The following is a 13,396-nucleotide window of genomic DNA, read 5'->3' as shown; positions in this document are numbered from 1 at the left end:
CGAATGTTCCTTTCTATACATAGCCATAGACACCCCGGACTGAGACCTCGCCGGAATCCACCTGCCGCAGGTCCTCCTTGGTCTCTACCAGTAGTTTGCCCGATTCGTCGATACCACGCGCAATACCTTCCCATTCGCCGTTTGGATCCAGTACACGCACCTTGGCATTGCGGTTGATCAGAAAACGATTGTATTCTTCCATGACGATAGACAGATCTTCTGTCATGCAAAAAGCCTCATACAAAAGGGCAAACTCCTGCCAGATGCGGTAGGTCAGTTCTTTACAGTCGCCCCGCTTTGCCCCAAAAGGATCCTGCTCTTTAAGCGCCATATCCACAGAGATTGCCTTGTCCGCCAATTCCTCGGAAAAAGAAGTCTGATGCACATTGACCCCGATGCCGACTACAACATATTCTGCCTTGCCCTCGCTGGCACTCATCTCTGTCAGAATACCGCAGACCTTTTTGCCATGGATGATGACATCATTGGGCCACTTGATCCAGGTCTCGATACCATAAAGTTCTTCAATTGCGCGTCGCACCGCCACTGCAGCCACCAGAGTAAGACTGCTGAGGTGGTCTATGGCTACCGTCGGTCGCAGCAAAAGCGATGTGGCGATCGAAATGTCCGCCGGTGTCTCCCACTGGTGTCCGCTCCTGCCCCTGCCTGCCGTCTGCTTTCCGGCAGAAATGACAAGCCCTTCCGTCTCGCCGGCTACCGCACGGCGCTTGATCTCATTGTTGGTAGAATCAATACTCTCTAAATACTCATGTCTCATCTGTATCATATGCTGTCTTGCTCTCTTATCCTTTTATTTTAAAGTCGCATACATGATCGCCTTGATGGAATGCATACGGTTTTCTGCCTCATCAAAAACAACAGACTGCTTGCTTTCAAAGACCTCATCGGTCACTTCCATCTCGGTCAAACCGAATTTTTCATGGATCTCTTTACCGACTGTCGTATCCAGATCATGGAAAGCCGGCAGGCAATGCATAAAGATGGCTGTATCCTTGGCATAGGAAAGTGCCTTGGCATTGACCTGATATGGAAGCAGGTCATGGATACGTTCTTCCCAGACCTCGGTCGGCTCGCCCATAGAAACCCACACATCCGTATAGATCACGTCAGCATCCTTACAGCCTTCTGCCACATCCTCTGTCAAAGTGATGGATGCCCCTGTCTTTTCTGCAATGGCACGGCACTCTGCGACCAATGCCTCATCCGGGAAATACTTTTTATTGGTGCATGCAACAAAATCCATGCCCAGTTTTGCACAGGTCACCATAAGGGAATTGCCCATGTTGTAGCGGGCATCGCCATATAAACAAACTTGATCCCATCCAACTTGCCAAACTTTTCCTCAATGGTCAGCATATCTGCGATCATCTGTGTCGGATGAAATTCATTGGTCAGTCCATTCCATACCGGAACACCTGCATACTCTGCCAGCTGCTCTACGATCTCCTGCCCATATCCGCGGTACTCAATACCGTCAAACATCCTGCCGAGTACTCTTGCCGTGTCTTTGATGCTCTCCTTCTTACCGATCTGGGAGCCGGACGGATCCAGATAAGTCACATGCATACCCAGATCATGCGCTGCCACCTCAAAAGAGCAACGGGTTCTGGTGCTGGTCTTTTCAAAGATCAAGCAATATTCTTGCCCTTTAATTCATCATGCGCGATCCCCTTTTTCTTCTTGTCCTTCAATTCTTTTGAAAGATCAATGAGATAACGGATCTCCTCCGGGCTATAATCTAAAAGTTTCAAAAAATTTCTGCCTGACAGATTCATATGTATCGATCTCCTTTATCCTAATTTTTACCCACTTTTTTCTCATTGTATTATATTTCCTTTTTCCCTCTTGTGCAAGGAAAAAAGAAAAGGCAGCCGCGCCTGCGACCGCCTCTTTTCATTTCCGATAGAAAATGTTCTACTCGTCCTTTGCCACTTCTGTGATGGACTTGACCAGACCTGCCATTCCCTGGATCTCAGACGGAATGATGATCTTGGTTGCCTTGCCATCTGCTGCCTTGGCAAATGCCTCTAAACTCTTCAACTGTAAAACAGCATCATCCGCAGCGGCTTCCTTTAAGAAACGCAGACCGTCTGCATTCGCCTGCTGGACTTTGAGAATGGCTTCTGCCTGACCTTCTGCCTCGCGAATGGTTGCTTCCTTGACAGCCTCTGCCTTTAAGATCTGTGCCTGCTTCTCTGCCTCAGCGTCGAGAATGGCAGACTCTTTTTTACCTTCGGCGATCAGGATGGTTGACTTCTTCTCACCTTCCGCGATCAGGATAGCTTCTCTTCGCTCACGCTCTGCCTTCATCTGTTTTTCCATGGCATCACGGATGGCCGCCGGTGGAATGATGTTCTTTAACTCAACACGGTTGACCTTGATACCCCATGGGTCTGTTGCAACGTCCAGGGCAGAACGCATCTTTGTGTTGATGGTCTCTCTGGATGTCAATGTCTCGTCGAGTTCCAGATCACCAATGATATTACGCAGTGTCGTCGCTGTCAGATTTTCGATCGCCATGATCGGATTTTCAACACCATAGCAATACAACTTTGGATCTGTGATCTGATAATATACGACCGTGTCGATCTGCATTGTAACATTATCCTTGGTGATAACAGGCTGTGGCGGGAAATCAACTACTTGCTCCTTCAAGTTGACATTGCGTGCCACACGATCAATAAACGGCACCTTGAAGTGGAGTCCTACCGGCCAGGTCGTAAGATAAGCGCCCAAACGCTCAATAACCATAGCATGTGCCTGCGGTACAACCTTGACGCAAGAAATAACCAGTAATAAGATCACCACGACTAAAATGATAACTACTACCATAAACTACCTCCCATATGCATTTTATTCTTTGCTACCATCTTATAGTACCCTATCTGTGCTAATAGCGCAACAAATTTGCGATTATGTCTACTATTCTACTGTATGATAAATCGTCATAGCAAATCCTGCCTGCTTCTTGCTGGCGTACATTGCCTGATCCGCTTCCTGATACAGGCGGTCGAAACTCATCTGCTCTTTCTGACGATAGAAGGATGCGCCAAGACTTAATTTGTAATCTCTCCTCCAAAGTCCGGATATAGGACAAAACAATGACAAAATCCCTTTCCAACATGATTCCATGTCAAAAAGGGATTTTTGCTTTGCATATTTTAATTTAGAAAAATACGTGATTGCCGATCACAACGCCGCCGCGTCCACTGCTGACCGGTCTAAAACTCAATGCTCCGCCTGTGTTGTCCGTTCCTGCAAGGGCTGCCTGCGCTGCCTGCATACAGGATGCCTTTGGACCACTTGCCGCTACGGATGCTACAGATCCGCTCGCTGCCGGTGTAAACTGTCCGCTCTGATATACAACACCGTAAACAGAACTTGGATAACCACCGCTGCGGACACGGTTACATACCACCGCACCAACGGCTACCTGACCTTCATAGGGTTCATTGCCTGCCTCACACTGGATCAGGGCTGCTAAAAGTGTCGTATCATCATAAGATGCTGCCACTGCCTGATTCTGTACGGTCACAGCGCGTGCCTTTGCTGCCGCTGCTTCTTCTGCGGCTTTGGCTGCTGCAATGGCTGCCTGTTCTTCTTCGATCGTAATGGCTGTTCCATAATCAATGCTGACATCCACATAATCACTGCTGACATATCCGGTACCAGCCTTGGTGCTTACGGCCACCCAGCCGTCTACCGGCGTAGCCTGCGTATCTACTTCCAGCGAATCGCCTACCGCCATCACGGTATAGATCGCACTCTCAGCACTTGCCTCGCTACGGACGCGGATACCGCCTTCCTTTGCCTTTGCATAGGTCTTGCAGACGCTTTCTGCCAGTGCATGTGCATCATCACCGGTAAGACAATACTCACCGAGCACATAGCCATTCACATTGCCGGATGTGATCTGATACCAGTCGCCCTCCGTCGCTGTAACCTCTGCCACATCGCCCTTATACATCTTACCGACAATGTCAGAATCTGTACTTGCGGTTGCTCTCACATACAAGAACTCATCCACATTTGCCATCAGGCGATCCTGCCACTCAGGATATGCGACCTGTGCCTGCTCATTTGCGGCAGCAACTACGGTTACCTGAGAACCTACGACATTGGCAGTCGCATACGCACCTGCTTCCATCGTACTGACTGCCTGGACAATACCGGCGGTACGATATCCGCTCACAGTGTCTGTCGCTTCTTTGGGCTGACTAAGTACGGTAGTCGTACTCATCGCCGTCACTGCCAAAGCAACCACTGTTCCCTGCGCAACGCGCTTCTTCCAATTATAATTCATATAAATAATTCCTCCATATTCATGTAATACTATCTATATATCAAGTATTGCATTTCTATGATACTTTATACAAAATTTGTTACATTTGTTACAAATTTATTACGAATTATAACAAAGTCGCCTCACTTTGTCAAGTTTTGTTCATTTTTCATCCCAAAAGGTTTCCCAGCATCTCCTGTAAAAGGGCTTCCTGCTCCGCAGGTGTCATGGCATCCGTTTCCTCTTTCTTCCCTCTTATGATGGGATCTTCCCCTGTTGCCAAAGGCTTTTTTTCTGCCGCCTCGCCTGTCTCCTCATAGTCTCCCAGCACATCCTGCACATATACTTGGATCTGTCCTGCCGCCTGCTCACACTTTTTGCAAAACGTGAAAAGCGAATGATAAAGATCAGCAAAAGCAGGACCAGTAAAGCCAAAAGTCCCAGCCCGATCCAGCCCTCTGCTCCCGCTAATTTTTCCAGCCATGTCATATCCACCTGTTCTTCCTCCTCTTGCTTTTCTTCCTATATAAAATGGTACAAGCCTTTGTCTGCAAAAAATGACGTAAAAAGTAGACAGTCACCATCTTGACAATTAGCAAAAGCAAGGTAAGATTGATATAGATTAGAATAAAGGAGTTTTTGTATGAAAAAAATAGTTATGACAGGTGGCGGTACCGCAGGACATGTAACGCCCAATATTGCTCTGTTTGATTCTTTACAAAAAGATGGATATGAGATCCATTATATCGGTTCCTACGAAGGTATTGAAAAAGGATTGATCGAGGATAAGAAGATCCCTTACTATGGTATCAGTTCCGGCAAGTTCCGCCGTTATCGTTCCTGGAAAAACCTGACCGATCCCTTCCGTGTGCTTCACGGCTTCTTTCAGGCAAGACGCCTGCTGGGAAGGATCCGTCCCAATGTTGTCTTTTCCAAAGGTGGTTTTGTCTCTGTGCCGGTCGTTATGGCAGCCAAGACAAGACATATCCCGGTCATCATCCATGAATCCGACCTGACCCCGGGTCTGGCAAACAAACTTGCGATGCCATCAGCTACCAAGGTATGCTGCAATTTCCCGGAAACACTGCCTTATCTGCCAAAAGAAAAAGCCGTCCTTACCGGATCTCCGATCCGTCAGGAACTTTTACACGGCAATAAGCAGGCAGCCAAAGATTTCTGCGGATTTACCGACGACCTGCCTATCCTCATGGTCATGGGCGGCAGCATCGGATCCGTCTATATCAACAATGCCATCCGTGGATGCATTGATACCCTGCTGACCAAATACCAGATCATCCATCTGTGCGGCAAGGGAAATATCGATGAGTCCCTCAAGGATAAAAAAGGATATGCACAGTTTGAATATATCAGTGAGAACCTCCCGGATCTTTTTGCAGCCGCAGACCTCGTTGTTGCAAGAGCCGGTGCCAATTCCATCTGTGAACTTCTGGCACTACATAAACCAAACATCCTGATCCCACTATCCAGAAATGCCAGCCGTGGCGATCAGATCTTAAATGCCAATTCCTTTGCAAAGCAGGGCTTTTCTGCGGTACTTGAGGAAGAAGAAGTCACATCCGAAAAACTTATGGCGACCATTGATGATGTCATGGCACATCGCAGCAAATATATCGATGCTATGAAAAACAGCGGACAAATGAACGCGATTGAGACCATTATGGGCTTGATCGAGGAAGTCAGCCGCTAAATCCCAAAATCAGAAAATTATCTATTATATAAAAAGATGTCTCTACAAGATGGGAAGTCTCTTTCCCATGCCGTAGAAACATCTTTTCTTTTTGCCTTATCTACTACTACATCCGGATCTGGTCGCGAATCTTATCCAACTCCTCAGCGCTAAACTCACTGTGGCTCCATGTGACATCCTTTGCATTGCCGCCTTCGTAGCGCGGAATCACATGCATATGAAAGTGATGCACTGTCTGTCCTGCAACTTCCCCATTGTTCTGCACAAGATTAATGCCATCGCAATGCAGAGTCTTTTTTAAATGCGCTGCCACTTTTTTTGCGGTCGGAAGCACCTTAGCCGCCACCTCATCCGGCATTTCAAATACATTGGCATAATGATCTTTTGGCAGGATCAGGCAATGTCCCTTGGTTGCAGGCTCCGCATCCATGATAACCTGAAAATCCGCATCCTCAAAAACTACTCTGGATGGAATGTCTCCATTTAAAATCTTACAAAAAATACAGTTGTCGTCTCTCATTTTCGCATCTCCTTTATCTACTACTTACTTGTCCTGTGTAAAAGTAAAAATATCATCTAACATACGAAGTGTCTTGAAGTTACCCTTGGTCGTCAGATCTCCCACACTAAAGGCTCTCTGGAATGTCATCTGCCCACGCACCAGTTGATCCATGATCTCCTGCGGCACTTTTAAGTACACATCAATCTCCTCTTCCTGTCCATAATGGCAGACGATCTCATCGCCATCCACACCAACAAACAAAGGCTTTTTCTTACCGCCGATCATAAAGAGGTAGCGTGCCGAGAAATCCGGCTGCGGTGCAAAATGTGACTGAAATTCCATGATATACTCGGTTGCTGACTCCTGCGCCTCCTTGCCCATCATACCACGGAACATGCTGGATAACTCCTCAATATCCTGCTTCTGCTTCTTGACATAATTGTCATCTGACACATATTGTGATAACTGCTCGCTCTCCTGCGGGGTCAGTTCTAATTGCTGGGTACGAAGAATACTTCTTGTGACTGCCTGATTACTGGTCGGAAGCCCTTTGGACTTCTGCGAGATCGTGCGATAAAGGTTTTCTGCCTTCTTCTCAATGATGTGGGCATATTCCTGATTGACCTGAAAACTCACGATATCCTCAACATAACCACACAATCCGGCACAAGGCAGACCACCCAGGATCTCCCATGCATTTTCCAAGGTCAAAGCACCTTCACGCTCTCCATAGGTCGTAGACATCACAACCGGCTGCATGTAAATAGAAGAAATACTCTCCTTATCGCCATAGAGCCAGCAGGCATCCAGAAATTGGTTCATATATCCGCCGATCCCCAGCCACTCCACGGTCGTCGCCAGAATAATGCCATCCACATCCTTTAAGGTCTGTGGCAACATGGAAATGGCGTTTTTCTGCTCATATATGTTATACCGATGTACCTCTACCCGAAGTTCTATCAGTACGCTTTCCATTTTTTGAATAACGTAAAGCGTCGGATCGTCCAATACGCCTCGTCCACCATAATAAATATTGACCTTCATAAAAACCTCTGCTCTTACTTATCGCTCATCAATTACTTTTTTATTATAAATAACCTCTTTTTCTTAGTCAAACGCAATCTTTAAACAAACAAATACTCCACATCCGCGAAGGTAACACGATCCATAGGCTCCAGTTTTTTCTTTTGGGTATAAGCCAGCATGACACCATTGACAAATGTGCCATTGGTCGAATTCAGATCCTCAATGTAAAACTCTCTCTCCTGGCGTATGATCCGGGCATGCTGATGGCTGACCGCCGATGAGTGCAACTGCGCCTCATTGCCGGATGCATCCGTACCAATGCGAAAGGTCTTTTCCCTGATGAAAAAATCTTCTTCTCCGCCATTTCCCTGATACAATAATTGTCCCTGACAGGATGCCGCTTTTTCATGCAGAAGAACCGTTCGTTCCACCGGGATCGGCTCCGGTTCTATGAGAACATCCTTCTTTCCACCGTGTACTTCCCGATTCTGTGCAAACCAGGACAGGATCAATTCCTTGATGTGTTGCCCCTTTGCCCGGATAGTCTCCAGAATTTTCTCGTAACTGCTTTCGTAATAGACAGATTCCTCCGGCACCATACTCTCCCTTTCTTCTACCATAGGGGGCACATCTTCATTGTACGAGGGAATTTCCGACTCCTCGTAAGCAATCGTTGATTTTTCCTCTATATAGCGCATGCCCTCCATTTGTTCTTGCAGATAATGCAAAAGGTCATATAAGGTCGTTCCATCCTGTAAAGTCATATCATACATTTCATAACAGGTGCGCATCAGATCATCTGTCCCATGATCCACGATCGTCAGAACATATTCCATCAAGGCAGCAAACGGATTTTCATCAAAGTTTTCAAAAGGACAATAACAGAGAAAAACCCGAAACTGTCCCTGTCTTGCCACATAGACAGTCTCCGGGCACAGATACACCTTGTCCTCGTGCAAAAGATATTTATGGATCTCCTCATACGCCATCGCCAGATATAAAAAGACCTCCTCCATGCTCTCATAAGTCACTTCTTTTTGCTGCAGATAGTCTTTTAGCGATTGTTTTCCGGAAATGTCATACCAGAATTGTATTCTGCCGTTCATTTCCATGGTATAAAAAGACAAGAGCGACCGGATCTCATTTTCCTTCAACATCTGTTCTTCATAATCCGATACATACTCCTCTGTTGAAATGATCATATAACTTTCTTTATGTGTTCTTTTATAACTAATCTCCATTTCTCATCCTCCCCTACCTGCCAACGCTCTGCATCAGCAATTTTGCTTTCCGAAAAGATGTGACCACATCCATTTCACACACTGTATCTCTGGCAAATACCAGTGCCTCATGATAAACCTCGTATCCCAAAAGGATCAGCATACAGACGATGCCCAGACAGATTGCCATTACCCAGGAGGCTTCCACCGTATAAGATGCCGCCAGCCACATTCTGGGGCGTTTCACCCTTTCACTTACCATTCCTTGCTCCCCGCTTTCAAATATTTGCCGCTGTCGCGCCCAGAATCAAAACAAGAGATATGCGACCAGTAAAAATGGCACAAAAGGCAGGCTCTCATCCTTCTTCTTTCCAAAAAAGATACAGACCACGACGCCAAAGATCGCCGCCATGATAGATGCCATCCAAAGCACCGTCGTATTGTCCCAAAATCCCAGATAGACGCCCATGGATGTCACCAGAAAGGCATCCCCTTTCCCTACTTTTCCGTGTGAAAAAATACTGAGCAGATACAGCACAATGCCAACCAGCATACCGCCGCACATATCCAGCGCGGTCTGCTTGCCATCATAAAAATGCAGCAAAACACCTAAGATCCCAAATGCACTGATCACAACCAGATGAATCTGCCGTTTCCACAGATCCTCCACACTACAGATACTAAGCATCCCTACCAATCCCATAACTTTCATACTTCTCCCCCTTTGCTACTTTCCCATACTGCATTTACTACATCCTGCCAGCATGAGAACATCTTCCTTACGCTTACGATAAATTGTCCGTTTCATCCACCACAAGACAATTTGCTGTGATAACTGTCCCCATAGTCGGTAATATACACAGTTCCCTCTTTCTTTTTTCCACTCTTGCAACTGCGGCATATCTTATAACGATTACCACTTGTATTTCTGTATGCATCCAGTTCTTTGACAGCCACCGCATGAATCGATGGATGCAGGTAGGTGCAGTCATACCGCTCGTGATAAACACTGCCTTCTTTTGTTACATAGACATAGCCATGACCATCTCCATCTTCCTCCGGGTCCCAACCGATCCACTTTCGCCAACTTGTCTTAGACTCCATATTCCAGTGGTAAGTCCCAAAGATCCGTATAGGAAAGGTGATCCCGTACTCTGCCACCAGTGTGATATAGTTATCTTCTACGGACGACTTATCATAAGAGATCCCTAAAATTCCCCCTCGGATATAAGATGTCGGTGTACCGATCATTATCATTCTGGCATTGCACGCCAGCACCAGTCCCGACAGCCCGACCGCATCCTGCTCTCCGCAGATTGCTGTCTTCCCGGCTACTTCTTCCATACTGCGGTTCACACCGATCTGTACCATGGCAATGCGAAGAAAAAACAGAATAAAAATACATGCACTGATCATAAGTGGCAGGATCAGCGCCGCCTCGATCGTGTAACTTCCTTGATAGGAGATGCAAAAGGGTGTCTCTTTATTTGGATTAAGGTCTGAAGAAAAGAATAACTTTTTTCTGCTATTTTGAAGAGATTTCATACTAGATTGATTTTGAATAAAAGGTTCGTTACTCTGGATTGCTTCCGCCGCAACACGGAAACACATTTGAGAAAGAGACACCCTTTTACACCTCCTTTCCTGTTTAGTAATATAAAGTTTCCTGACATTCGGATCTGTATAGATCTACCCAGAGGGGCTGCATGGGCAGGAAGGCATCAAAGAGACCCTGACCTGTAAAAGAGCAGGAAATATCCATGGTATAGACCATATGATCCATTTTGACATAGGCATAATCCTCCTGCTGCTGCATGGAGGCTTCCATCAGATCCATACAGCCATACGCCAATTTCTTCTGCGGCAAAAGGGCAAGCAGGGCAAATAAATACTCCTGATAACCAATCCCCTTTTGCACCGACGTATCTTCCCCTCCATCCAATGCCGTCTGCAAAGCCCCCAACTGGCTTTTCCACTGTGCTCTGGCCTTAAGCATTGGGATCTTCTTTCCATCCAGCAGGGCACGCAAGTCCAATATACTCTCAACCAATGCCCACACTGCCACAACAGCAACCTGCACTACCTGCACCAGCGCCGGATTGACGCTAGCCCCTGCCAATGCAAGTGCGATCTCATATGCCTGTCCCATCATAGTAGGATCCGTCAGTATGACCTCAGCATTTTGTACTTCCCGCATGGCAAGCAAGCGTAATACGACTGCTTCTAAATTTTCTCGATCACTTGCCTTTCCTGCGATCAAATACTCCACTTCATAAGAAAGCGCACGATCCGCAGACACCTCCCGGTCAAAGTGTGAAAACTCCTGCAAGACATACCAGTCAAAGCATATCCGGTCGTACCCGGAGACTTCTCTCCTCTTTTCCCCGCTTCCCTGACACAGCAAGCGTTCTTCCAGCCCTATCGCTGTCGCTAGCGTCTTCTCCGAAACCGCCTGCTCTTTAAGCACCAAGCCCAACAATCCCTGCTCTTTGATCTGTGAAAACAATTCCAGCGGATTTTCCCGGACTTTTTCTACCGGGGTGGAACTCATTTGATCTTCTGCCACCTGTTCATTCCCAGCAGAGCCTTCTTCTGTCTTTTGCTCTTTGGCTACCTCTATCCCCTTTTTCGCCTGCGCAACAATCTGCCCAACATCCGGGACTTCTCTGTCATCCGCCACTTGCCCATACTTGGAATCCCATGTCTCCCAAATGCCCTGTAGGATCTGTTGTCGCGCTACTTCTGCCCCCTGACAGATCAGGGCTGCTCCCTCATCATCTGTCAGCAGTCCATAGGCTGTGACCTCTGCCTGCTCCGGCTCGATCGAAAACAGTTCCAGTCCATGTTCCTTTTCTGATCCCAAGCAATTTTCCCATGCGAAATCCGACAAACGCTTTTCGATATGTGCCAGATCAAAATCCTCTGTTCCATAGCCGACGTCCAATGCCAGGATCCCGTATGTTTTCCATAGATAGGGCTGATATTCCGAAAAAGCATTTGCTATGGCGATTTTTGTCACACTCCTGCTTTCCAGACGCATTTCATAGATACGCAAGGTCTCGACCATAGAAAAAAACAGGCTAAATAAACTCAAAAGGATCATACTGAAAAATATGGTAAGACTCCCCTGTCTCATTTATACTTTTCCTGCTTCCTTGTTGATGGTCTTAAAGATACTGTTTACCAGTTCCGTGATCTGTTTCTTAAAGATCAGCACCAGCCCGATCAGAACCACCAGGATCAGGATCACTTCTACCACACCCACGCCATCTTCTTCCATCAAAAAATCTTTTATCCTCATATACTTTTCTCCTCTTTCTACAAACTTCCCATTGTCATCATGGCTGGCAATAGAAGGATCGCAATGACGATCCCCAGCATCCCCAGCATAGGAAAAAGCAACTTGACTGATGCTTCTTCTCCCGCCTTTCTTGCCTGATTCTTGCGCATCTCATATGCCAGCAGATTTTCTTCTTCCAACTGCTGCACAAGTTTTTCACTGCCCTGCCGCCTGTTCTGTTCCAGCAAAAGTGCCAGTTTCTTGTACTCTTTCAACTCACTCCGCATCCCCATATGCGCGATCGCCTCTCCTTCCTGCACGCCCTCACGCATTTCATAAGAAAAAAATTTCCATAACTCAAATCCTGCCTGGACTTTCCCTGTCCGCTTCTTTCTTTTTTCATAAGCCTCCGTCATCTTACGGGCGGCTTCCGGCAAGGTGATACCGGCAGATAAAAATAATGCCAGTTCATCTACAACCAAGGGATAATCTTTCTTTCGCTCCCGCCGTATCTTTGCCCTCTGCCTTTCCCTTTCTTTCCTGTCTCCATAGGGCAAAAGAAAACATACAAGCAATCCTAATACGGACAATAGGGCTCCATCCCCATTTCCTGCCTTTTTCCAGTGCAGGGCAATACCTGCCACCTCCTCCGGCAGGACTATGTCCCCGCTCTCTCGGGACTGGTCTCGGATGCTCTTTTGGATCTGGCGCAAAAGCCCCTCTTTGCTGTCCGCAGGACTCGGACACAGGCAAAAGGAAAAATCATAGATCTCCTGATAAGGACCACAGGACAAAAGAACACTTGCCCCCACCAAAGTATCTTCCTCCAACTCCTCGGTCTTTAATTTGCCATCCGCCGACACATAGGTGTAGTCATCAAAACTCCAATCCGCCTCGACCTGACCATCCTGATAAACCTCCGATATCTGCACATCCCTATAGATCTGATCCAGCGATTCGTTTTCTGCCAAAAAAGTCGCATCGATCTCTGCTATGGCATCCTTGATCTTCTTTTCTGCTTCTTTTTGATCCGGCCATTTATCTTCTACCTCAACCTCAAGACTACCGCTGTAAACAGAAGATGAAAGTTCCAGTTCTTCTCTATAAGATCCTTGTCCCATATCCTCCCGCGCCAGCCTTCCGCTAAATCCCCATCCTGACTCATACCACTGCTGCAGACTGAGCATGAGCCCCATCAGTTCCATGATCCCTAAAAGAAGCACTGCACGCTTATATTTTTCATACCTCTCCTTTCTCTTTTTTCTTTTCCATAAGAGAAACGTCAAAAGACAGATCAGACTTACGATCACTGTCTGCACCATAACCACATACTCCCCATCATTTCAGATCACAATAT

15 protein-coding genes and 1 pseudogene are annotated in these 13,396 nt (G+C 46.8%); 1 reads left to right on the top strand and 15 read right to left on the bottom strand.

Translation table 11 applies throughout. From position 1 onward, the window contains the following. Positions 1 to 13: 13 nt before the first annotated feature. The 6 genes and pseudogenes from DW996_RS05065 to DW996_RS05040 form a co-directional block, all read right to left on the bottom strand. Positions 14 to 787: a biotin--[acetyl-CoA-carboxylase] ligase gene (locus DW996_RS05065; protein ID WP_118280449.1), complete on the bottom strand. Its 774-nt coding sequence runs from the start codon at positions 785 to 787 to the stop codon at positions 14 to 16. 24 nt (positions 788 to 811) lie between these two features. Next, positions 812 to 1,796 (bottom strand): annotated as a pseudogene (gene argF, locus DW996_RS05060) (ornithine carbamoyltransferase). Between the two features lie 139 nt (positions 1,797 to 1,935). Continuing rightward, on the bottom strand, positions 1,936 to 2,853 hold the full coding sequence (locus tag DW996_RS05055; RefSeq protein WP_118280451.1) for an SPFH domain-containing protein: 918 nt from the start codon (positions 2,851 to 2,853) through the stop codon (positions 1,936 to 1,938). Positions 2,854 to 2,943: 90 nt separating this feature from the next. Further along, positions 2,944 to 3,129: a diguanylate cyclase gene (locus tag DW996_RS05050; protein WP_158572998.1), complete on the bottom strand. Its 186-nt coding sequence runs from the start codon at positions 3,127 to 3,129 to the stop codon at positions 2,944 to 2,946. A 58-nt stretch (positions 3,130 to 3,187) separates the two neighbouring features. Next, complete coding sequence (locus DW996_RS05045) at positions 3,188 to 4,324, bottom strand: cell wall hydrolase (RefSeq protein WP_118280453.1); 1,137 nt, start codon at positions 4,322 to 4,324, stop codon at positions 3,188 to 3,190. 148 nt (positions 4,325 to 4,472) lie between these two features. After that, positions 4,473 to 4,787, bottom strand: a complete 315-nt coding sequence (locus tag DW996_RS05040) for a hypothetical protein (RefSeq protein ID WP_118535048.1) — start codon at positions 4,785 to 4,787, stop codon at positions 4,473 to 4,475. 159 nt (positions 4,788 to 4,946) lie between these two features. Here DW996_RS05040 and DW996_RS05035 point away from each other — a divergent pair, with 159 nt between their 5' ends. Then, entirely contained in the window at positions 4,947 to 6,011 is a 1,065-nt protein-coding gene (locus tag DW996_RS05035) for an undecaprenyldiphospho-muramoylpentapeptide beta-N-acetylglucosaminyltransferase (protein ID WP_118535047.1), read from the top strand. A gap of 106 nt (positions 6,012 to 6,117) precedes the next feature. Here the strand turns inward: DW996_RS05035 and DW996_RS05030 are convergent, their stop codons facing one another. The 9 genes from DW996_RS05030 to DW996_RS04990 form a co-directional block, all read right to left on the bottom strand. Then, positions 6,118 to 6,531 carry an HIT family protein gene (locus DW996_RS05030; protein WP_118535046.1) on the bottom strand — a complete coding sequence of 138 codons (414 nt, stop codon included), beginning with the start codon at positions 6,529 to 6,531 and terminating at the stop codon, positions 6,118 to 6,120. 24 nt (positions 6,532 to 6,555) lie between these two features. Next, positions 6,556 to 7,557 (bottom strand): SCP2 sterol-binding domain-containing protein, encoded by a 1,002-nt coding sequence (locus DW996_RS05025; RefSeq protein ID WP_118280460.1) that lies wholly within the window; start codon positions 7,555 to 7,557, stop codon positions 6,556 to 6,558. Between the two features lie 80 nt (positions 7,558 to 7,637). Next, a complete protein-coding gene (locus DW996_RS05020) occupies positions 7,638 to 8,780 on the bottom strand; it encodes a DUF6382 domain-containing protein (protein ID WP_118535045.1) in 1,143 nt (380 codons plus the stop codon). Between the two features lie 13 nt (positions 8,781 to 8,793). After that, a complete protein-coding gene (locus DW996_RS05015) occupies positions 8,794 to 9,021 on the bottom strand; it encodes a hypothetical protein (RefSeq protein WP_147403360.1) in 228 nt (75 codons plus the stop codon). Positions 9,022 to 9,066: 45 nt separating this feature from the next. After that, positions 9,067 to 9,471 (bottom strand): prepilin peptidase, encoded by a 405-nt coding sequence (locus tag DW996_RS05010; RefSeq protein ID WP_118535044.1) that lies wholly within the window; start codon positions 9,469 to 9,471, stop codon positions 9,067 to 9,069. 92 nt (positions 9,472 to 9,563) lie between these two features. Then, complete coding sequence (locus tag DW996_RS05005; RefSeq protein ID WP_147403528.1) at positions 9,564 to 10,304, bottom strand: TadE/TadG family type IV pilus assembly protein; 741 nt, start codon at positions 10,302 to 10,304, stop codon at positions 9,564 to 9,566. Positions 10,305 to 10,407: 103 nt separating this feature from the next. Further along, positions 10,408 to 11,895, bottom strand: coding sequence for a DUF5702 domain-containing protein (locus DW996_RS05000; RefSeq protein ID WP_118535042.1), 1,488 nt, complete (start codon positions 11,893 to 11,895; stop codon positions 10,408 to 10,410). Next, positions 11,896 to 12,060, bottom strand: a complete 165-nt coding sequence (locus tag DW996_RS04995) for a Flp1 family type IVb pilin (RefSeq protein WP_118280466.1) — start codon at positions 12,058 to 12,060, stop codon at positions 11,896 to 11,898. It abuts the gene before it with no gap. A gap of 17 nt (positions 12,061 to 12,077) precedes the next feature. Further along, the gene (locus DW996_RS04990; RefSeq protein ID WP_118535041.1) at positions 12,078 to 13,361 is read right to left on the bottom strand and encodes a hypothetical protein; all 1,284 of its coding nucleotides are present in this window, start codon (positions 13,359 to 13,361) and stop codon (positions 12,078 to 12,080) included. Positions 13,362 to 13,396 lie beyond the last annotated feature (35 nt).

The sequence above is a fragment of the Roseburia sp. AM51-8 genome, from assembly GCF_003478275.1.
Taxonomy (GTDB): domain Bacteria; phylum Bacillota; class Clostridia; order Lachnospirales; family Lachnospiraceae; genus Pararoseburia; species Pararoseburia lenta.
Note: the sequence above shows the minus strand (reverse complement) of the source record. Positions and strands in the feature narration are given on the sequence as shown.

Bases quoted from the DNA above. Each gene is read 5' to 3' on its own strand.
- DW996_RS05065 (WP_118280449.1), bottom strand. From the start codon at position 787: ATGATACAGATGAGACATGAGTATTTAGAGAGTATTGATTCTACCAAC.
- DW996_RS05055 (WP_118280451.1), bottom strand. From the start codon at position 2,853: ATGGTAGTAGTTATCATTTTAGTCGTGGTGATCTTATTACTGGTTATT.
- DW996_RS05045 (WP_118280453.1), bottom strand. From the start codon at position 4,324: ATGAATTATAATTGGAAGAAGCGCGTTGCGCAGGGAACAGTGGTTGCT.
- DW996_RS05040 (WP_118535048.1), bottom strand. From the start codon at position 4,787: ATGGCTGGAAAAATTAGCGGGAGCAGAGGGCTGGATCGGGCTGGGACT.
- DW996_RS05035 (WP_118535047.1), top strand. From the start codon at position 4,947: ATGAAAAAAATAGTTATGACAGGTGGCGGTACCGCAGGACATGTAACG.
- DW996_RS05030 (WP_118535046.1), bottom strand. From the start codon at position 6,531: ATGAGAGACGACAACTGTATTTTTTGTAAGATTTTAAATGGAGACATT.
- DW996_RS05025 (WP_118280460.1), bottom strand. From the start codon at position 7,557: ATGAAGGTCAATATTTATTATGGTGGACGAGGCGTATTGGACGATCCG.
- DW996_RS05020 (WP_118535045.1), bottom strand. From the start codon at position 8,780: ATGGAGATTAGTTATAAAAGAACACATAAAGAAAGTTATATGATCATT.
- DW996_RS05015 (WP_147403360.1), bottom strand. From the start codon at position 9,021: ATGGTAAGTGAAAGGGTGAAACGCCCCAGAATGTGGCTGGCGGCATCT.
- DW996_RS05010 (WP_118535044.1), bottom strand. From the start codon at position 9,471: ATGAAAGTTATGGGATTGGTAGGGATGCTTAGTATCTGTAGTGTGGAG.
- DW996_RS05005 (WP_147403528.1), bottom strand. From the start codon at position 10,304: ATGAAATCTCTTCAAAATAGCAGAAAAAAGTTATTCTTTTCTTCAGAC.
- DW996_RS05000 (WP_118535042.1), bottom strand. From the start codon at position 11,895: ATGAGACAGGGGAGTCTTACCATATTTTTCAGTATGATCCTTTTGAGT.
- DW996_RS04995 (WP_118280466.1), bottom strand. From the start codon at position 12,060: ATGAGGATAAAAGATTTTTTGATGGAAGAAGATGGCGTGGGTGTGGTA.
- DW996_RS04990 (WP_118535041.1), bottom strand. From the start codon at position 13,361: ATGGTGCAGACAGTGATCGTAAGTCTGATCTGTCTTTTGACGTTTCTC.